The organism is Flavobacterium humidisoli (genome assembly GCF_023272795.1).
Classification (GTDB): domain Bacteria; phylum Bacteroidota; class Bacteroidia; order Flavobacteriales; family Flavobacteriaceae; genus Flavobacterium; species Flavobacterium humidisoli.
On the sequence record NZ_CP096829.1, the window covers coordinates 24,246 to 43,648 of the forward strand.

The 19,403-nt window shown below is 32.8% G+C and carries 17 protein-coding genes, 2 tRNA genes and 1 rRNA gene; 13 read left to right on the forward strand and 7 right to left on the reverse strand.

Annotation, left to right across the window (positions count from 1 at the left end; genetic code table 11):
- Nucleotides 1-190: 190 nt before the first annotated feature.
- The 3 genes from M0M44_RS00110 to M0M44_RS00120 all read right to left on the reverse strand — a co-directional run bounded on the left by M0M44_RS00110 (nt 191) and on the right by M0M44_RS00120 (nt 2,084).
- Nucleotides 191-264, reverse strand: a tRNA-Ala gene (locus M0M44_RS00110).
- 107 nt (nt 265-371) lie between these two features.
- A tRNA-Ile gene (locus M0M44_RS00115) sits at nt 372-445 on the reverse strand.
- Nucleotides 446-570: 125 nt separating this feature from the next.
- Nucleotides 571-2,084 (reverse strand): 16S ribosomal RNA (locus tag M0M44_RS00120).
- A 980-nt stretch (nt 2,085-3,064) separates the two neighbouring features.
- Here M0M44_RS00120 and thrS point away from each other — a divergent pair.
- The 13 genes from thrS (at nt 3,065) to M0M44_RS00185 (ending at nt 15,684) form a co-directional block, all read left to right on the forward strand.
- Nucleotides 3,065-5,011 carry a threonine--tRNA ligase gene (thrS, locus tag M0M44_RS00125; RefSeq protein ID WP_248727980.1) on the forward strand — a complete coding sequence of 649 codons (1,947 nt, stop codon included), beginning with the start codon at nt 3,065-3,067 and terminating at the stop codon, nt 5,009-5,011.
- A 16-nt stretch (nt 5,012-5,027) separates the two neighbouring features.
- Complete coding sequence (gene infC / locus M0M44_RS00130; protein ID WP_095931668.1) at nt 5,028-5,582, forward strand: translation initiation factor IF-3; 555 nt, start codon at nt 5,028-5,030, stop codon at nt 5,580-5,582.
- Nucleotides 5,583-5,697: 115 nt separating this feature from the next.
- The gene (gene rpmI, locus M0M44_RS00135; RefSeq protein ID WP_026727505.1) at nt 5,698-5,895 is read left to right on the forward strand and encodes a 50S ribosomal protein L35; all 198 of its coding nucleotides are present in this window, start codon (nt 5,698-5,700) and stop codon (nt 5,893-5,895) included.
- Nucleotides 5,896-5,996: 101 nt separating this feature from the next.
- Nucleotides 5,997-6,341, forward strand: a complete 345-nt coding sequence (gene rplT / locus M0M44_RS00140; RefSeq protein WP_008464948.1) for a 50S ribosomal protein L20 — start codon at nt 5,997-5,999, stop codon at nt 6,339-6,341.
- A 71-nt stretch (nt 6,342-6,412) separates the two neighbouring features.
- On the forward strand, nt 6,413-7,261 hold the full coding sequence (locus M0M44_RS00145) for a hypothetical protein (RefSeq protein WP_248727981.1): 849 nt from the start codon (nt 6,413-6,415) through the stop codon (nt 7,259-7,261).
- 16 nt (nt 7,262-7,277) lie between these two features.
- Complete coding sequence (locus tag M0M44_RS00150; RefSeq protein WP_248727982.1) at nt 7,278-7,850, forward strand: Crp/Fnr family transcriptional regulator; 573 nt, start codon at nt 7,278-7,280, stop codon at nt 7,848-7,850.
- A gap of 79 nt (nt 7,851-7,929) precedes the next feature.
- Complete coding sequence (locus M0M44_RS00155; RefSeq protein ID WP_095931670.1) at nt 7,930-8,364, forward strand: carboxymuconolactone decarboxylase family protein; 435 nt, start codon at nt 7,930-7,932, stop codon at nt 8,362-8,364.
- Nucleotides 8,365-8,531: 167 nt separating this feature from the next.
- Complete coding sequence (locus tag M0M44_RS00160; RefSeq protein WP_248727983.1) at nt 8,532-10,256, forward strand: tetratricopeptide repeat-containing sensor histidine kinase; 1,725 nt, start codon at nt 8,532-8,534, stop codon at nt 10,254-10,256.
- A gap of 161 nt (nt 10,257-10,417) precedes the next feature.
- Nucleotides 10,418-12,040 carry an ATP-binding protein gene (locus M0M44_RS00165; protein WP_248727984.1) on the forward strand — a complete coding sequence of 541 codons (1,623 nt, stop codon included), beginning with the start codon at nt 10,418-10,420 and terminating at the stop codon, nt 12,038-12,040.
- Nucleotides 12,041-12,066: 26 nt separating this feature from the next.
- Nucleotides 12,067-13,821 carry an ATP-binding protein gene (locus M0M44_RS00170; protein ID WP_248727985.1) on the forward strand — a complete coding sequence of 585 codons (1,755 nt, stop codon included), beginning with the start codon at nt 12,067-12,069 and terminating at the stop codon, nt 13,819-13,821.
- An 8-nt stretch (nt 13,822-13,829) separates the two neighbouring features.
- Nucleotides 13,830-14,498 (forward strand): response regulator, encoded by a 669-nt coding sequence (locus M0M44_RS00175; RefSeq protein WP_248727986.1) that lies wholly within the window; start codon nt 13,830-13,832, stop codon nt 14,496-14,498.
- 146 nt (nt 14,499-14,644) lie between these two features.
- Nucleotides 14,645-14,812 (forward strand): hypothetical protein, encoded by a 168-nt coding sequence (locus tag M0M44_RS00180; protein WP_248727987.1) that lies wholly within the window; start codon nt 14,645-14,647, stop codon nt 14,810-14,812.
- A 68-nt stretch (nt 14,813-14,880) separates the two neighbouring features.
- Nucleotides 14,881-15,684 carry an endonuclease/exonuclease/phosphatase family protein gene (locus tag M0M44_RS00185; RefSeq protein WP_248727988.1) on the forward strand — a complete coding sequence of 268 codons (804 nt, stop codon included), beginning with the start codon at nt 14,881-14,883 and terminating at the stop codon, nt 15,682-15,684.
- A gap of 1 nt (nt 15,685) precedes the next feature.
- On the opposite strand, the gene M0M44_RS00190 is transcribed toward M0M44_RS00185, so the two are convergent.
- The 4 genes from M0M44_RS00190 to M0M44_RS00205 all read right to left on the reverse strand — a co-directional run bounded on the left by M0M44_RS00190 (nt 15,686) and on the right by M0M44_RS00205 (nt 19,359).
- Nucleotides 15,686-16,945 carry an asparagine synthetase B gene (locus M0M44_RS00190; RefSeq protein ID WP_248727989.1) on the reverse strand — a complete coding sequence of 420 codons (1,260 nt, stop codon included), beginning with the start codon at nt 16,943-16,945 and terminating at the stop codon, nt 15,686-15,688.
- A gap of 349 nt (nt 16,946-17,294) precedes the next feature.
- The gene (locus M0M44_RS00195) at nt 17,295-17,960 is read right to left on the reverse strand and encodes a response regulator transcription factor (RefSeq protein ID WP_248727990.1); all 666 of its coding nucleotides are present in this window, start codon (nt 17,958-17,960) and stop codon (nt 17,295-17,297) included.
- 117 nt (nt 17,961-18,077) lie between these two features.
- A complete protein-coding gene (locus M0M44_RS00200; protein ID WP_248727991.1) occupies nt 18,078-18,869 on the reverse strand; it encodes a sensor histidine kinase in 792 nt (263 codons plus the stop codon).
- A 22-nt stretch (nt 18,870-18,891) separates the two neighbouring features.
- On the reverse strand, nt 18,892-19,359 hold the full coding sequence (locus M0M44_RS00205) for a hypothetical protein (RefSeq protein ID WP_248727992.1): 468 nt from the start codon (nt 19,357-19,359) through the stop codon (nt 18,892-18,894).
- Between the last annotated feature and the right edge of the window lie 44 nt (nt 19,360-19,403).

The following is a 19,403-nucleotide window of genomic DNA, read 5'->3' on the forward strand; positions in this document are numbered from 1 at the left end:
ATTAAAACAGGACCGTTTTTGTTTGTTTTTTATATTTTGCACGGATGCTCAATAAAAAACGCTTTCTACTTTCTTATTATTTTCTTATCTCAATATGTCAATGAACTTTATTTAGTCGAATGTCAAAAGTCGAAAGTCGTAAAGTGAATCACTTTAGGCTTTATGACTTTAGGCTTTCTCACTAAAATCGTGGAGAATAACGGAGTCGAACCGTTGACCTCCTGCGTGCAAGGCAGGCGCTCTAGCCAGCTGAGCTAATCCCCCAATTTTTAAATCTCAGATTTTAGAATTCAGATTTTAGATTTCCTTTTCTTCTCTAATCTCCTTTGGCGAATCCCAGCTTCCAGAATTTCCTTCTTTAAGTCAAATAGTAGTCCCGGGCAGACTCGAACTGCCGACCCCTACATTATCAGTGTAGTACTCTAACCAGCTGAGCTACGAGACTCTGTTTTACTTAAGTTTTATCATTTTTTTAAATTAACAGCAAGAGCAATACAATCTCAGATTCCAAACCCACAGTCCGGCATCTTATTTCCCCAGCGTGCGTTGCCGCTAACGCTAAGGCTCTAGAAAGGAGGTGTTCCAGCCGCACCTTCCGGTACGGCTACCTTGTTACGACTTAGCCCTAGTTACCAGTTTTACCCTAGGCAGCTCCTTGCGGTCACCGACTTCAGGCACCCCCAGCTTCCATGGCTTGACGGGCGGTGTGTACAAGGCCCGGGAACGTATTCACCGGATCATGGCTGATATCCGATTACTAGCGATTCCAGCTTCACGGAGTCGAGTTGCAGACTCCGATCCGAACTGTGACCGGCTTTATAGATTCGCTCCCCCTCGCGAGGTGGCTGCTCTCTGTACCGGCCATTGTAGCACGTGTGTAGCCCAAGGCGTAAGGGCCGTGATGATTTGACGTCATCCCCACCTTCCTCACAGTTTGCACTGGCAGTCTTGTTAGAGTTCCCGACATGACTCGCTGGCAACTAACAACAGGGGTTGCGCTCGTTATAGGACTTAACCTGACACCTCACGGCACGAGCTGACGACAACCATGCAGCACCTTGTAAACTGTCTTGCGAAAGATCTGTTTCCAAATCGGTCAGTCTGCATTTAAGCCTTGGTAAGGTTCCTCGCGTATCATCGAATTAAACCACATGCTCCACCGCTTGTGCGGGCCCCCGTCAATTCCTTTGAGTTTCAAACTTGCGTTCGTACTCCCCAGGTGGGATACTTATCACTTTCGCTTAGCCACTGAACTTGCGCCCAACAGCTAGTATCCATCGTTTACGGCGTGGACTACCAGGGTATCTAATCCTGTTCGCTACCCACGCTTTCGTCCATCAGCGTCAATAAATTGGTAGTAACCTGCCTTCGCAATTGGTATTCCATGTAATCTCTAAGCATTTCACCGCTACACTACATATTCTAGTTACTTCCCAATAATTCAAGTCCTGCAGTATCAATGGCCGTTCCACCGTTGAGCGATGGGCTTTCACCACTGACTTACAAGACCGCCTACGGACCCTTTAAACCCAATGATTCCGGATAACGCTTGGATCCTCCGTATTACCGCGGCTGCTGGCACGGAGTTAGCCGATCCTTATTCTTACGGTACCGTCAAGCTGATTCACGAATCAGTGTTTCTTCCCGTACAAAAGCAGTTTACAATCCATAGGACCGTCATCCTGCACGCGGCATGGCTGGTTCAGGCTTGCGCCCATTGACCAATATTCCTCACTGCTGCCTCCCGTAGGAGTCTGGTCCGTGTCTCAGTACCAGTGTGGGGGATCTCCCTCTCAGGACCCCTACCCATCGTTGCCTTGGTAAGCCGTTACCTTACCAACTAGCTAATGGGACGCATGCTCATCTTTCACCGTTGTGACTTTAATAACCAAACCATGCGGTCCGATTATGCTATGAGGTATTAATCCAAATTTCTCTGGGCTATCCCTCTGTGAAAGGCAGATTGCATACGCGTTACGCACCCGTGCGCCGGTCTCTGGCTCCGAAGAACCATACCCCTCGACTTGCATGTGTTAAGCCTGCCGCTAGCGTTCATCCTGAGCCAGGATCAAACTCTTCATCGTATATTTTAATATTATATTGCGATGCTCTTCCTATCGGTTCTTTCGAATCTTCCGACTCTACTGCTCTTATTCTTTTTGTTCTGAAATCTCTTTCAGAACGGCTGTCAATTCAATATGTCTACGAACGTGTGTTTCTTTTTGTTTCGCCTGTATCTCAAAGCGGGTGCAAAACTAAAACTTCTTTTTGTTTCCTGCAAGAAAAACTTGAAAAAATTTTGAAGCTTTTTTTTCGCCTCTTTTTCTCTATTTCCCTCTCAGCATCTCAATGAACTTTTCCGTGTTTTGCGGGGTGCAAATGTAAAAAGCATTTCTCAATCTCGCAAGCTTTTCAGAATCTTTTTTTTTGAAAATTTCTTTTCTTCAGATCCCCAATTCCTGCCAGTATTTCGATGAACGCCTTCGCTGTTGCGGGTGCAAAAGTAGAACCTTTATTTACATTTGCAAGACTTTTTTTTATATTTTTTCCATGTTTTTTCCGTTTATTTCTTAACTTTCTGATAACAGAGCATTTGCGCCCCAAACTTTTTTACGCCATTGTAGGCTTTTTCTTCTTTCATCTGTTGTTTCCTCAGTTTAAGCCCGCTTTACCATTCCGTTTTTGCAGAGTTTTTAGTTTTCAGCGCCCTTTTCTGCCGCTTTCCATTCAATTGTTCTTTTGAAAGCAGATGCCATAGCCCCGATAGCAGTGGAAATCCTTTTGCTTTTTCCTTTAAAAAGCAAAAGATTGGAACGGATAGCGGGATTAAGCTCCTAATAAATTCCATATTTCAATTTTTAAGATCCAAATTCCAAAAGCTGCATTAAAAAGGAGCTTCGGCTTCGCTCAGCTGACAACTAGACTTTCTCCTTATATATACAATTAGCATTACCTTATATATAGCAGAACAAAAAACATACTTATATATAATGAGTAAACTTGTACTTATATATTGTATGTATTTTTGTAATCATGTATATTTGCATTCACAAAATTATAAACAATGATCAAGATTACTTTACCCGATGGGTCAATTAGAGAGTTCGCTCAAGGCGTAACTCCAATGGAGGTCGCTAAAAACATTAGCGAAGGTTTTGCTAGAAACGTGATTTCTGCATCTTTTAATGGTACAACTATTGAAACCGAAACTCCATTAACGACCGACGGTAATCTTATTTTATATACTTGGAATGACACTGAAGGTAAAAAAGCTTTCTGGCACTCTACTTCGCACGTAATGGCGCAGGCTCTTGAGGAATTGTACCCTGGAATTAAATTAACTCTTGGACCTGCAATTGCTAATGGTTTCTATTATGATGTAGATTTTGAAGATCAGAAAATTTCTGAAGCTGATTTCAAAAAGATTGAAGATCGTATTCTTGAAATTGCAAGAGGAAAGTTTGATTTTAAAATGCGTCCAGTAACTAAAGCGGAAGCATTGGAAATGTATAAAGACAATGTTTACAAGACTGAATTGATTTCTAATCTTGAAGACGGAACTATTACATTCTGCGACCACTCTACTTTTACTGATTTATGCCGTGGTGGACATATTCCAAACACTGGAATTATCAAAGCTGTAAAAATCATGAGTGTTGCTGGTGCTTACTGGAGAGGTGATGAAAAAAACAAACAGTTAACTCGTGTTTATGGAACTTCTTTCCCTAAACAAAAAGATTTAACCGAATATCTTGAACTTCTTGAGGAAGCAAAACGTCGCGATCACCGTAAACTTGGAAAAGAGCTTGAATTATTTGCTTTTTCTCAGAAAGTTGGTCAGGGCTTACCTTTATGGCTACCTAAAGGCGCTGCTTTAAGAGAACGTTTGGAGCAATTTTTGAAGAAAGCACAAAAGAAAGCTGGATACGAGCAAGTTGTTAGTCCGCATATTGGTCAAAAGGAACTTTATGTTACTTCTGGTCATTACGCTAAATATGGAGCTGATAGTTTCCAACCGATTCACACACCAGCCGAAGGAGAAGAATTTTTATTAAAACCAATGAACTGCCCTCACCACTGTGAGATTTACAATGTAAGACCTTGGTCATATAAAGATTTACCTAAGCGCTACGCTGAATTTGGTACTGTATATAGATATGAGCAATCTGGGGAATTACATGGTTTAACTCGTGTTAGAGGGTTTACTCAAGATGATGCGCATATTTTCTGTACTCCAGAGCAATTAGATGAAGAGTTCAAAAAAGTAATTGACCTTGTATTGTATGTATTTGGTTCTTTAGGATTTGAAAACTTTACTGCTCAGATTTCATTAAGAGATCAAGAAGATAGAGAAAAATACATTGGTACTGATGAGAACTGGGAAAAGGCAGAAAATGCTATTATCAACGCTGCAAAAGATAAAGGTCTTAATACTGTTGTAGAATATGGTGAAGCTGCATTTTATGGCCCGAAACTAGATTTCATGGTAAAAGATGCTTTAGGAAGACAATGGCAATTAGGAACAATTCAGGTAGATTATAACTTACCTGAGCGTTTTGAATTGACTTACAAAGGCGCTGACAATGAATTACATCGCCCTGTTATGATTCACAGAGCTCCTTTTGGATCTATGGAACGCTTTATAGCAATTTTACTAGAGCACACAGCAGGAAATTTCCCACTTTGGCTAATGCCTGAACAAGCTATTATCTTGTCTTTGAGCGAGAAATACGAAAATTATGCTAAAAAAGTTTTAGATTTGCTAGAAAATCACGAAATTCGCGCCCTAATTGACAACCGAAATGAAACTATCGGTAAGAAAATTAGAGATGCAGAGATGCAGAAAATTCCATTTATGCTTATCGTTGGTGAGGAAGAAGAGAAAAACGGAACGATTTCTATTCGTCGTCACGGACAAGAAGGAAAAGGTAATATTACAGTTTCTATCGAAGAATTTGCTTCGATTGTAGACGAAGAAATAAAAAAGACATTAAAAGTATTTACAGTTTAACTTAAATTAGAAAGTCATAGCAATAAAAAGTAACAGAGGTTTTCAACCTCGAGTAGAGAAAAAAGATGCGCACAGAATAAACAATCTTATTCGTGTTCCTGAAGTACGTCTTGTAGGTGAAAACATTGAACCAGGGGTTTTTAAAATTGCAGATGCGTTACGTTTAGCTGACCAATTTGAATTGGATTTAGTTGAAATTTCGCCAAACGCTGAACCACCGGTTTGTAAAATCATGGATTACAAGAAATTTGTTTACGAACAAAAGAAAAGAGACAAGGCATTAAAAGCTAAATCTTCTCAGGTTGTTGTAAAGGAAATACGATTTGGTCCTCAAACTGACGAGCATGATTATGAATTTAAAAGAAAGAACGCTGAGAAGTTCTTAAAAGAAGGAGCTAAATTAAAAGCTTTCGTTTTCTTCAAAGGTCGTTCTATCATTTATAAAGATCAAGGTCAAATTCTATTATTACGTCTTGCTCAAGATTTAGAGGAACATGGTAAAGTTGAAGCTATGCCTGTTTTGGAAGGAAAGAGAATGATTATGTTCATTGCTCCGAAGAAAAAGAAATAAGTCGTAAAGCCGAAAGTCATAAAGTGGAAAGTCAAAACAGACTTTCAAATTTTAGACTTTTAAACTTTCAGACTAAGATATAAGTAAGTAAGAATAAATTAAAACACTAGGAAAAATGCCTAAAATGAAAACAAAATCTAGCGCTAAGAAACGTTTTAAAGTTACTGGCTCTGGAAAGATTAAAAGAAAGCATGCTTTTAAAAGTCACATCTTGACTAAAAAATCTAAAAAACGTAAATTAGCTTTGACTCACTCAGCGCTAGTTCACCAAACAGATATGAAAAGCATCAAACAACAATTAAGAATTATCTAATAATTCTTTAGGTTAAAAAAATTATTTAAATAACCTTGGAGTATGGCTTTAAGTTCCTTTGATTCAATTCAGGACGCCTGCTACAAAAACACATTAAAATTATGCCAAGATCGGTAAATTCAGTTGCTAAAAGAGCAAGAAGAAAAAAAATAATGAAGCAAGCCAAAGGTTTCTTTGGAAGACGTAAAAACGTTTGGACAGTTGCTAAGAATGCAGTAGAGAAAGCGATGAGCTACGCTTACCGCGATAGAAAACAAAACAAAAGAAATTTCCGTTCATTATGGATTCAACGTATCAACGCTGGAGCTAGATTAGAAGGGATGTCTTATTCTCAATTCATGGGGAAAGTTAAAGCTAACGGAATCGAATTGAACCGTAAAGTTCTTGCAGATTTAGCTATGAATCACCCAGAAGCTTTCAAAGCTATTCTTAATAAAGTAAAATAAAACGTTTTATAAACTCAATTTAAGATTACTTACTTATTATATAAAAACCATTCGTTTACTCGAATGGTTTTTTGTTTTTATTATCTTTCCATGCCAGCACACAATTAAAAATGAAGAAACTATTTACTCTTTTATTTATAATACAAACACTCTTGGTAAAAGCCCAAGAAAAAAAATTGGACAAAAATTCCGTTCAAACAATCATTGGTGTAATTGATAAACGCGATACAAACTGTCTCACCGAAATCAAACAAGCAAAAATTGATTTTAAAACACAAGAAATCTTCTACGAACTAATTCCCGAAGGATATCTTGACAGCGATTATAATAGGCATTATCCTCAGTTAATACGTTTGCTAAAAGAAAAAGGAATTAACTTTTCAGAATCTCGTGATTTAGACCCATCTTGGATTTCAGATAATGAAACTATATATCCACTACTATCAAATTGTTACTGCAAAACATCTAATGAACTATTAAAGGAAAAATATGGACAAAACTTCATTAAAAATATTACCAGAACTGCGGACAGTTTGTACGTAATGAGCAGAATAGAAATACCTTTTGAATATCCATTTGGTGTAGATAATTACTGTCTGATATATCCAAAAGCCAGAGATTTTTTGGAGCAGAAGATTCAAATTCAAAAAGATTTTTTCTCCTATTTTATATTTCCTGAAAAATTTACTCAAAGCGATGAAAGAAGAGATTTTATTGCCAAGGCTAAATTTACAATTAATAGAGACAATTCAGCATCTAACATTATTGTAAAGATTGAATTTAAGGATAAAAAAAATGAGCAGTTTTACAATTCAATAATGAGTCAAATCACTGAATTTATTAAACATGCAGATTGGCAAGCTGCTGTTACCAATGGCATAAAAGTAAACAGTAACTTTGATATTAATTTCTACAATTAATCTAACTAACCAAGTAATGCAAAACATACTTATCCTTCATATTAAAAAATTCATTTCTCTTGAACCTTCAGATATTGATAAATTAGAATCATGTCTAGAAGTTTCGAAAATAAAAAAGAAAGAACATATCTTAGAAGAAGGGCAAATATGCAATACAATGTATTTTATTGTAAAAGGTTGCATGCGTCAGTACATCATTAACTCTAAAGGAGCTGAACAAACGTTGCAATTCGGTATCGAAAATTGGTGGATTACGGATTATTTAAGTTACCATAATCACGTTCCTTCAAGCTTTTATTTACAGGCCATAGAGAATTCAGAAGTTATTGCTATCGAGAAAACAATTCTAGAATCACTGTTAATTGAAATACCAAATCTAGAAAGGTATTTTACAATAGTTATGCAAAAAAGTTTTGGCGCTATGCAAATGCGCATCAAGTTCTTATTTACAATGTCGGCAGAAGAAAGATACCATCACTTTAATGATCATTTCCCAGAATTTGTTCAACGCGTTCCCCAATATATGCTTGCCTCCTACTTAGATTTCTCTGCAGAATTTATGAGTAAGATACGAGCTGGAAAAGTCTGATTTGAATTTCTTGAAGTAGTTCAAGTTTTTGAAAGCATAGATTGCTGACCTTTGTAATGAACTTTTAAAACATATCAAAATGAAACCAAGAATTGTTATCCCGAATGTTGCTCCAGAAGCTTATCAAGCATTAATGAACTTAGAGAAATATATTTCTACAACTTCATTAACTCCCGTTCACAAAGAATTAATTAAAATCCGTGCTTCCCAAATTAATGGTTGTGCATTTTGTATTAATATGCATACTGCCGATGCTAGAAAACATGGTATTTCTGAACAAAGAATTTACTTAATTAGTGCTTGGCGCGAAGCTGATTTTTACACCGAAGAAGAAAAAGCAATTTTAGCTTTAACAGAACAAGTGACGTTAATTGGCAATCATGTTTCTGATGAAGTTTACGAAAATGCAGCTAAATTATTTGATGAAAAATACCTTGCAGAAATACTTTTGGCCATCATCACAATTAACTCTTGGAATAGATTAGCAATTACTACCGGAATGCGTGCATCATAATTTATAAAGATAATATTTACAAGCAATTAGAACTTAAAAGCCCTTATCGACAAAGGGCTTTTCGTATTTATTTAGAAATCAGAATTAAAAAAAGCGCTAATTGAAAATATTTTAAAATACCGTATTTATACTCTTTCATGATTTCTGGAATTTTTTATTTTTGGCGCATGATACCAAAAAGATTACAAATAATTACCTCTCTAATAACTACTTTATTACTGCTTTTTTCTTGTCAAAAGCAAAAGACAGATAACTCAAAAAAAACAAAAAGAGAGATCGAAATTCATAGACTCATAAGCAAAGCAGACCAATTTTACAATAATCACAACAACACTGACAGCGCATTTTTTTATTACAATAAAGCCAGAGCAGCTTGCGATCTTAACGAAGATGTGAAAAACTATGTTTCCTGCATGTATTACATGGCTGAAATTCAACAGGACCATGAGGATTTTGTCGGAAGCATTAAAACATCAATCGAAACAATTCCTTTTTTAAACCGAATAAAAAATCCAGATTATGTATGGAATATCTATAGTGTTTTAGGAAGAAATTATTATTACACTTATGACTATCCAACTGCTATATACTATTATTCTAAAGCTTTTACTTTAAATACCAATAGAATTAACAAACTTGAAGCTAAAAATAATATCGCAGTTATTTACCTAAAGCAACAAAAGTTTGAGAAAGCATTGCCCATTTTTCTTTCAATAAGTAATGAGAAAATTGTACAGCAAAGTCTTGAAAACTATTCTAAAATATTAGATTATATAGGTTATTGCTATTATAAACTTAAAGATCCAAAAGCATTGTCTTTTTTTGAAACGAGTTTAAAAATAAAGTCAAAAGCAAACTATACCGATGGTTTGGGCAGAACTTACTACAATCTTGCCGAATACTATCAAAACGACAAAGCTGATTTAGCAATGAAATATGCACAATTAAGCTACAAAAATTATAAATTATCGGGCAACACTGATGACCGCTTAATTGCTTTAAAATTTATCATAGAAAATAGTTCTGATATTGATTCAAAAAAATATGCGCTTATTTATACAAAAGTGATCGATAGTATTTATGAGGTAAGGCAAAAAGCTAAAAATCAATTTGCAAAAATCAAATACGACTCTAAAAAAGAAAAAGAGGAAAACCTGAAATTAAGAGCACAGAAAATTAAAAATGAGCTACAAATAGCAAAACAGGAAAGCAAAAATATTGTTTCATATGTCATAATTATATTTGCGTCATGTCTAATAGTTTTTCTATATTTTTTTCTTACTGTACGGGCTAATCGTCAAAAAATTGAAGCAACTTATCAAAGCGAAATCAGAATTTCAAAAAAATTACATGATGAGCTGGCTAACGATATTTACCATACAATGGCATTTGCAGAAAACAGAAATCTTTCTTCTGAAGAAAATAGAAATCATTTATTAAATAGTCTTGACAATATTTATTCTCGAACAAGAAATATTTCGAAGGATAATACTCCTGTTATTAGTAATCAAAATTATATAGTCTCTCTGAAAGAGATGATCTCCGGATTTGACACGCCAAATATTAATCTATTAATAAATGGTTTGAATACTATTTCTTGGGATAAAATTGATAAAAATAAAAAAATATCAATTTACCGAACTATACAGGAATTACTTGTAAACATGAAAAAACATAGCGATGCAACTTTAGCTGCATTAACCTTTAAAGAATTGGAGAATACTATAATAATCAATTATACCGATAACGGAAAAGGAATTGATACAAACAAAATGGTTTTAAGAAATGGTTTGCATAATATTGAGAACCGAATTCATGCTGCCAAAGGCCATATTGAAATTCATTCAGATTTGGGAAAAGGTTTCAAAGTTTTAATTAAACTTCCAGTATAATGATTAAAGACCTATTTTTCTTTATTCAAAAAAAGCATCTTGTTTTTTATTTGCTAATCTTCGCTCTAATTTTAGCACTATTTTTTTCTGTACAGTCTTCTGAAACAAATGAAAAACGAGTAAATTATAATAAAACTGACCATTCAGCTGAAATAAAACAAATGATGCAAAAAGCAAATGCTTTTTGGGATTTAGAAAAAAATGATAGTGCTCTTTTTTATTTCAACAAAACACAATTATTATGCGTTCCAAAAGCTAATTATGCAGATGATTATGTAGGTGCATTAAACAGTATGGTAGAAATTTTTCAGCAATATGGCAATTATTCTGAAGCAGAAACTACACTTATAAAAGCATTCCCTTATTTAGAAAAAACCACCAATGTAAAGCATGCCGTTAATGCTTATACCTTTATGGCCTACAACTATTTGTATATGTATGACTATGAGAAGGCGCTATATTATCATAGAAAAGCATTAAAAAAGGCAATCTCAACTTTTAGAAAAGCACGAATATTATCTGAAATTGCATTTGCATATATGCACCAGGAAAAGTATCAAGAGGCAATAGATTTATTAGAACCAATTTCTAGATACAGAATTGAAGATAAAATCACGCAATCAAATACAAATATTCAGCGTGCAGCTATATTGTATAATTTAGGCCTTTGCTATTTACGACTTGGAGGTCATAAAGAAGCTTCATTTAAATGCTTTAAAGAAAGTTTAGAATTAACTCTTACACTTAACGACGATTATGAACTAATTGGCAATTACTATGCTTTTTATTTATACTACTCCAAATATAACAATCCAGAGCTAAAAAAAATTAATGCAGAGAAAGCTTACTATTACTCAAAAAAAACAAAATCGGCAACAAATGAAATTAAAATGTTAGCCTATCTACTCGAAGCGGATAATGCTAGGAATTCAAAAAAACACTGGAAAGTTTATAGTAGAAAAATTGACAGTCTCCTTATTAGCAGGAAAAAAGCAAAAAATCAATTTGCTGATATTATATATACTTCTAAGAAAGATAAAGAAGAAAATTTAGAACTTAAAAATCAAAAAGCAGAAAACGAATTAGAGCTTCAAAGGCAAAAAAATAGAAGTTTTATTTCATACATAGTAATTTCTATCAGTACTTTCACTTTGTTTTTTATTGCTTATTATATTACTAATAAAGGGCGAAAGGAAAAAAATGATGCTGTTTTTGAAAGCGAAATACGCATATCAAACAAATTGCATGATGAACTAACAACAGATATCTATGATACATTAGTTTTTGCAAAAAATCACAAATTAGAAAATCTCGAAAACAAGGAAAAATTTCTTTATAACTTGAACAATATTTATTCCAAAACAAGAAATATTTCAAGAGAAAACAGTGCTATTATCATTAATGAAGATTACGAAAATGTCCTAAAAGAAATGATTTCAGGATATACAACTTCTAATTTAAATATTATTATAAATGGTTTAAACTCATTATCCTGGTCTAAAATTGATCGTGTAAAAAAAATAACTATTTTCCGTGTTGTTCAGGAAATTTTTGATCAGGCAAAAATTATCAGTAATGCTTCGCTGGCAAGTATCACATTTAAGAAGAATGAGAGCACCATAGTAATGACCTACGCTGACAACTGTACCAAAATTCAAGATGATATTAATTTAAACAAGAGATTTGCTAATATTGAAAATCGTCTTAAACCAGTACGAGGAACCTTTAGTGTTGCTTTAAATCCAAATCAAGGGTTTAAGGTTTTTGTAAAACTTCCAATATAAATAATGCTTTAACATAAGGTCCTCAAATGAAAATCTCTGCTTTTGTTCCAATTTTAGTTTCCGTTCTTTTTCTGCTGGTCATTCCGACTTCTTGCGAAAAAGAAATTCCGGCAGTTATAAAAAGAACTGACAATACCGCAGAAATAAAAAGACTGACAATAATAGCTGACAATGATTTTGACCAAAATGAATATTTGAAGGCATATAAAAACTACCTAACCATAATTCACCTTTCAGACCCTGAAAAAAACAGAATAGATTATGTTGACGCATTAATTTCTATAGCACTAATTCAGCAATATGAAGGCAATTATCTGGAAAGTGAAGCTACCGCTACAAAAGTATTACCGCAACTTAAATACCTAAAAAAACCAAGGTTTGCATGGGAAACGTACAAAATTATTTCAGAAAATTATTCTGCAACAAACGATTATGACAATGCGCTTATATATGCTAAAAAAGCATACAATCTACATGCAAGCCCCAGAAGGAAAGCAAATGCATTAGCTAATATTGCATTAGTTTACATGTATCAGGGCGATTATAAAAAAGCGATTAAAATCTATACACAACTCACCACTGCTGGATATTATGGCAATAAGAAAAAAACAAATTCTTTAAAAGATTATGAAGTATTGGACTATGCAGTAATGAGGAACAATATAGGTATTTCTTATGCTAATTTAAATGACTCTAGAGCTTTACCCTACTACCAAGAAGCTCTCAAAATTAGACTTAAATTAAATGATAGACAGAACCTACCAGATAGTTATTCAAATCTTTCTGATTATTACTTAAGTTCAAATCCTGATTTGGCAAAAAAATATGCTGAAACAGCTTATAAACATTCGTGCGTTGTAAATACCTACAAGCAAAAAAAGTATGCTCTGGAAACTTTAATAAGATCCAGTGCAGGAAATGATGTAAAAAAATATTCTAAGATTTATATTCATTTTAGAGACAGCATTAATAAAATTCGTCTAACACAAAAAAATCAATTTGCCAATATAAAATATAATTTCACAAAGGATAAAGAAGAAAACTTAGAGCTTAAAATTCAAAGAGCAGAGTATAAATTGGAAATGCAAAGGCAAAAAAACAGGAGTTTTATCTCTTATATTGCAATATCAATAACCATTTTAATATTCATTTTTCTAGTTTTTTACCTGACTTTGAAAGGCAAAAGAGAGAAAAATGATGCTGTTTTTAAAAACGAAATTCGAATTTCTGATAAATTAGAAAACGACCTTGAAAAAGATATTCATGAGACTTTATCTTTTGCCAAAAACAACAACCTTGAAAACATAAGTAATAAAGAACAATTTCTAAATTACCTAAGCCGCATTTATTTAAAAATGCGCAGTATTTCTAGAGAAAATAGCACTATACAAACCAATGAAAATTATTCAAATGGTCTAAAGGAAATGATTTCGGAGTACTCCTCTTCAAATTTGAATATCATAATAAACGGTCTAAACACTTTTTCGTGGTCGAAAATTGATCGTGTAAAAAAAATTATTGTTTACCGCGTTATTCAGGAAATTTTGGATTCTATGAAAACAATGAATAATGCTTCACTAGTAAGTCTAACCTTCAAAAAAGAAGAGAAAAATATCATGATAATGTATGCTGATAACGGCACAAACATTACCCTAAAAAGTACTATTTTAGAAAAAAGACTACAAAATGTGGAAAACCGTATTAAAACAATAAAAGGAACTCTTAATTTTGACCCATATTCAGAAAATGGTTTTAAAGTAAATTTCAAATTTCCAATATAAGAAAATATATGTTTAAAAAAGTTTTAGTTGCCGAAGATCTAGACAGTATCAGCATTGCAGTTGTTCAAGTACTTGAAGAATTAGAAGTTCCAGTAATTCATCATGTGAAATATTGCGACGAAGGATTACTTAAAGTAAAAAAGGCATTGGCTGAAAAAGAACCTTACGATTTAATGATTACAGACTTATCGTTTAAATCTGATCATAGAAAAGTAACTTTAAATAGTGGCGATGAACTTGTTGAAGCTGTAAACAAAGTGCAACCGGAACTAAAAAAAATAGTTTTTTCTATAGAAGATAAAAGTTATAGAATTAAAACTCTTTTTAATGAACTTGGCATTAATGCTTATGTTACAAAAGGAAGAAATAGTATTTCGGAGTTAAGAAATGCTATTGAGAGTACATTTAATAACGAAGAAAAAATTCTTTCTTCTGATTTGTCTTTTAATTTTAATGATAAAGCTTTAATTGAAATTGAATCCTACGATATCTCAATTTTAAAACTTTTATCTCAAGGATATATTTTAGAAAGCATTTCTAGAGAGTTTAAAGATTTATCTATAACTCCCAACGGAACAAGTAGTATAGAAAAAAGAATCAATAAGTTGAAGATTTATTTTAAAGCTAATAATAATGTGCATTTAATTGCGATTGCAAAAGATTTTGGGTTAGTATAATTTTTTATGAGGCTTTACGGTTTCCCGTAAGGATAACACTTTTTATACCCCTAAATTTGTGATGACCTATTAACCTACCAATGAAACCAAAAAGTAAAGCGAGTATTATATTTTCTAGACTTAATACTACACAAAATAGAATCCTTATGAAAACAATGTTACTTTGCCTCTTTTTATCAATAAGCTTTGCCGTTATTTCTGAGAGAACTGGATGGCTAGAAATTGATTGGAAAATAATATTTATTCCAGCATTATTAGTTTTACAAATTATAATTATAGGGACAGCTCTAAAAAACCGATATAAAAAACATTAATTAATTTTAAGAAAGGCTTAATTATTGCTGGAGGAGAAGACTTATATCTTAGTTCCATTAAATTTTTCATGAAAAAAACGCTCAGCCTCGTCTTATTATTATTTGTATTTATATCTTTTGCACAAACCAAAGTAGTATCCTGGAATATCGAAAACTTTGGAAAATCAAAATCTGATTCTCATTTAAATTATATCGCCAAAATAATTTCTAATTATGATATAATCGCAATTCAAGAAGTTGTTGCGGGAAACGGAGGCGCTCAAACTGTTGCGAAACTTGCTGCAGTGCTTAATCAAAAAGGAAATAAATGGGATTACCAAATAAGTGATCCTACTTCTGGAAGCAGTTACAAAACAGAGCGCTATGCTTTTATTTGGAAAACCAATAAAGCCAAATTGAAGACTAAGCCATGGTTAGAAAGAAAATATAGCGTAGAAATTGATCGCGAACCCTATTTTGCCACGTTTGAAATTAATAAAAAGACGATCACGCTCGTTAATTTTCATGCAATAACGCAAAAAAAACAACCCGAAACCGAAATCAAATACTTCAAGTTTTTACCAAACGAATATCCTGATCTAAATCTTGTGTTCTTAGGCGATTTTAACTGTCCCGAAAAACACACTGTTTTTAATCCGTTGAAAAAAAACGGGTATGCTTCTGTATTAAAAAATCAAAAAACTACTCTTAAACAGCAATGCAAAAACAATATTTGTCTTGCATCTGAGTTTGACAATATCTTTTATAAGACATCCAATCTACAGGTCATTAATTCTGGAATTATTAAATTCTACGAAGATTTTGATTCTTTACAAAATGCAAGAAAAATTTCCGATCATATTCCGATCTGGTTTGAGTTTTCTATAAATTAATTTAGGTTTTAAGTTTCTTTTTTCTAGCGGCTGGAAATAGAACATTATTCAAAATCAATCTATATCCAGGCGAATTAGGATGCAAATCTAAAACCGTTGGCGGATCTCCAACCTGATGTTGAAAATCTTCTGGGTCATGTCCTCCAAAAAAAGTAAACATTCCCTTTCCTTTTTCTCCATGAATGTATCTTGACTCGCCATTTAATTCGCATGTCCCCATAATCAAGATATTCGATTTTATTAAAGACGTATCAAATGAAGTAGTCTGTCCCATAAAACCTTTTACTAACTGGGTATGATTTTGACATAACATACTTGGAATTGGGTCCCATTTTGCAGAAAATTCCATTAACGTAAAATAATCTTTTTCCATCACAATGCGTCTTTTCGTTGTCATGTCGATGTCTGAAAACTCGTAAACTTCTGGTCTTCTTTCTAAAGTAAAGTTTTTGAAGGCAAAAGAATTATTATAATTCAATTTTGACTGATAATTAGATTCGCTAGGATCACCATCAAACATAGCTTCGCAAATATCAACTCCATCTGCTGCAAGGGCAATATCAAAACTATCTGTTGCAGAACACATGGCAAACATAAAACCGCCACCAATTACAAAATCTCTAATTTTTTTTGCCACTGCACCTTTTTCCTGCGACACCTTTGCATATCCTAATTTTGTCGCCAAAGCCTCAGCATCTCTTTTTTGATCAATATACCAAGGTGTATTTTTGTAGGCTGCATAAAACTTTCCGTATTGTCCGGTAAAATCTTCGTGATGCAAATGAAGCCAATCGTACATTAATAACTGATCGCTTAAAACTTCTTCATCATAAATGGGAGTAAAAGGAATTTCGGCATAAGTCAAAACCAAAGTTACTGCATCATCCCACGGTTGTTTTCCCTTTGGAGTATAAACGGCGATTTTAGGCGCTTTTTCTAAAATCACCGATTCCATATTTTGAGAAGGGCTCGAAATTTCGTTTAAAATAGAGGCCTGTTCACTATCTGAAATCACTTCAAAACTAACTCCTCTTATTTTACATTCTTTTCTAATTTCATCAGCATCAGGAAGTAAGAAAGAACCTCCACGATAATTTAAAAGCCAGCTTACTTTATAATCCCTACTCAAACACCAGTAAGTAATTCCGTAAGCTTTTAAATGATTTTGCTGCGTGGTTTCGTCCATCGGAAGTAAGATAAACGAAGCTTTTGCATTAAATGAAATTAATAGTATAAAAAGGTAGAATAAACTTTTATTCATCAGAAAATTATTTTAGTAAAGATATAAAAGCCATAAGCAAAAAAAGAACACTTAGAATCTTTTCTGACTTATAAAGAATGTTAAATAAAAAGTTGGAAGAAAACTTGATTTTTAAACAATAAAAAACAGGTAAAAACACCTGTAATTAGGAAGAATATTCTCTATACATTTGCTATCCCAGGTTCATAAAACTAATCGCTGTAAAAAAATAACCAACTATGAAGTTTAATGAAAGTAATAACCAGCAAAAGGGTCTGAATATAATTCAGAAAATAGGACTATGCGTTCTTGTAATAACAATCATATTATATTATGTGCTGTCAATTCAGTTTTTGACAGCATAATTTTTCTAGATTGTTAAAACTGCCAATTCATTCTGAATAGCATAAACAACTAAGCCAGCTATATTTCGCGATTCTGTTTTAAGTAATAAATTATTTCTGTGTCCTTCTATAGTTCTTGGACTTAAAAAAAGATGTTCTGCAATTTCTGCTGTAGTTTTCTGCTGGCAAATTAATTGCAGAATTTCTATTTCGCGCGGCGAAAGGAAATTAGTTTCTAAACCGCCTCTTGTATTTTTAGGAGAAACTATTGTTTCTTGAATTGTTTTTAAAACATTTTCATTGTAATAGAATCCTTTTTTTGCTACTTCATTGATGGTATGAATTAAATCTTTTGGAGTTGTATTTTTTATTAAGTAAGCTACTGCGCCAACTTGAATCATATTTGCAATAAACGATTTGGTATCGTAGCTAGTCAATGCAATAATTTTAATATCGGGAAACAATTTTCTAATAATTTTTGTGGCTTCGACTCCGTTTAAGACGGGCATCTTTAAGTCCATTATTATGATATCAGGTTTAGTTTCTCTTTCATTAAGTTGCGCAATAAGCTCATCACCATTTGAGGCTTCAAAGAGAATATCTATATTTTCTTCTCTCTGTAATAAAAAAGAAATTCCTTTTCGAAACAAAATTTCATCATCGACTAGAGCAATTTTAATAGCAGCATTCATCTTATTTTGGTTTTGGTCGTTTAATTTGGTTTGTCGAAATTACAAAATATGAATTAGAAAAAATCTAAATACCTTTATTTTATTGACCAAAAACCTTAATAAAACACAGAATTTGCCTTAAAAAGTAAAATTTACAACAATTCCTTTATTAATTTCAGAGTTAATTTCGATTGTTCCCTGCAAAAATGATATTCGGCTATCGATATTTTTCATACCTAAACCCTTTTGGTTTTCGGCATTTGAACAATTAAAACCAACACCATTATCTATATAATCACAAGTATTTATTCCGTCTTTATTTGCAAAAGAAATCCATATCTCTGATGCTTTTCCGTGACGAATCGAATTATTCATTAATTCTTGCAAAATCCTAAAAACATGCAAATGCCTGTCTATGTCTTTCTCATCAAAATCAATTTCATTTTTATAATACGTTTTGACCGATTTACTCGATTCAAATTCTTCGCATAATTCTTCAATACCTGCACTTAAACCAAATTTTTCAAAAACCGGCGGAAGTAAATTATGCGCAATTTTTCTAGAATTGTCTAATGCCTTTGTGGTCAAAGCAATTATGTTTTCTGTAATTTCTGCAGTTTCTGCTTCTGTAAGGTTTGGCGCTGTAAGCAAATGACTGTTTAAAGAAACAATGTTTAATTTGGAACTAATATCATCATGAAGATCTTGAGCAATTCTTTTGCGCTCTTCCTCTTGCGTTACAATAATTGCATGCAGTTGTTCTTTTTGATACCGAAGTATTAAGTCTATTTTTTCTAACTCTTTTTGAATAATTTTTTTTCTAGAAAAATAAAAGAATATAATTAATGCTACTGCAACAATTATAAAAAATAGCGAGATATATAATATTATAGCAACTAATTCTTTTTCGGGGATTGAATTGGAGTTCATAATCTATTTTTAATAATACAAATTAGGTTTGTAAACCTTTTTTTGAAAAACTTACCTTCCATTCATAAAAAATAAAAAGATAATAGATAATATTTAAAAACGCATTTAATTGCCAACTCAGATATTTTACTTCATTATTTAAAACCGAAGTTAGGTTTCCAATAATAAATAACACTGTACTTGACAACAAGTATAGAATTATTCCAATATTAACATAATAGTATGTCTTATTTTCTGTTAGCATATTATAAAAATGCAATAACGCAAAGACAACAATCAATAGCGATGTTAAGGTAATTTCAAAGAGATTAAATTTTAAAAATTCTTGAGGAGCATTAATAAACTGGGTTATAAGTACTAACAGACCCAAAATAAGACTAACTTTTACAAATCGTTTTTGAATTTTTACTTTTAAAATCGAATTATAAAATAATCCTAAAAGTATCATTTGACCAATAAAAAAACTATTCACTAAAAACAAGTTATTCATTTTAAGATAGTACAATATTTCCATTGAAATTTGTATAAAAAAAA

Excerpts from the sequence above, each read along its gene's own strand:
- thrS (WP_248727980.1), top strand. The coding sequence starts at position 3,065 with ATGATCAAGATTACTTTACCCGATGGGTCAATTAGAGAGTTCGCTCAA.
- rpmI (WP_026727505.1), top strand. The coding sequence starts at position 5,698 with ATGCCTAAAATGAAAACAAAATCTAGCGCTAAGAAACGTTTTAAAGTT.
- rplT (WP_008464948.1), top strand. The coding sequence starts at position 5,997 with ATGCCAAGATCGGTAAATTCAGTTGCTAAAAGAGCAAGAAGAAAAAAA.
- M0M44_RS00150 (WP_248727982.1), top strand. The coding sequence starts at position 7,278 with ATGCAAAACATACTTATCCTTCATATTAAAAAATTCATTTCTCTTGAA.
- M0M44_RS00155 (WP_095931670.1), top strand. The coding sequence starts at position 7,930 with ATGAAACCAAGAATTGTTATCCCGAATGTTGCTCCAGAAGCTTATCAA.
- M0M44_RS00160 (WP_248727983.1), top strand. The coding sequence starts at position 8,532 with ATGATACCAAAAAGATTACAAATAATTACCTCTCTAATAACTACTTTA.
- M0M44_RS00165 (WP_248727984.1), top strand. The coding sequence starts at position 10,418 with ATGATGCAAAAAGCAAATGCTTTTTGGGATTTAGAAAAAAATGATAGT.
- M0M44_RS00170 (WP_248727985.1), top strand. The coding sequence starts at position 12,067 with ATGAAAATCTCTGCTTTTGTTCCAATTTTAGTTTCCGTTCTTTTTCTG.
- M0M44_RS00175 (WP_248727986.1), top strand. The coding sequence starts at position 13,830 with ATGTTTAAAAAAGTTTTAGTTGCCGAAGATCTAGACAGTATCAGCATT.
- M0M44_RS00180 (WP_248727987.1), top strand. The coding sequence starts at position 14,645 with ATGAAAACAATGTTACTTTGCCTCTTTTTATCAATAAGCTTTGCCGTT.
- M0M44_RS00185 (WP_248727988.1), top strand. The coding sequence starts at position 14,881 with ATGAAAAAAACGCTCAGCCTCGTCTTATTATTATTTGTATTTATATCT.
- M0M44_RS00190 (WP_248727989.1), bottom strand. The coding sequence starts at position 16,945 with ATGAATAAAAGTTTATTCTACCTTTTTATACTATTAATTTCATTTAAT.
- M0M44_RS00195 (WP_248727990.1), bottom strand. The coding sequence starts at position 17,960 with ATGAATGCTGCTATTAAAATTGCTCTAGTCGATGATGAAATTTTGTTT.
- M0M44_RS00200 (WP_248727991.1), bottom strand. The coding sequence starts at position 18,869 with ATGAACTCCAATTCAATCCCCGAAAAAGAATTAGTTGCTATAATATTA.
- M0M44_RS00205 (WP_248727992.1), bottom strand. The coding sequence starts at position 19,359 with ATGAATAACTTGTTTTTAGTGAATAGTTTTTTTATTGGTCAAATGATA.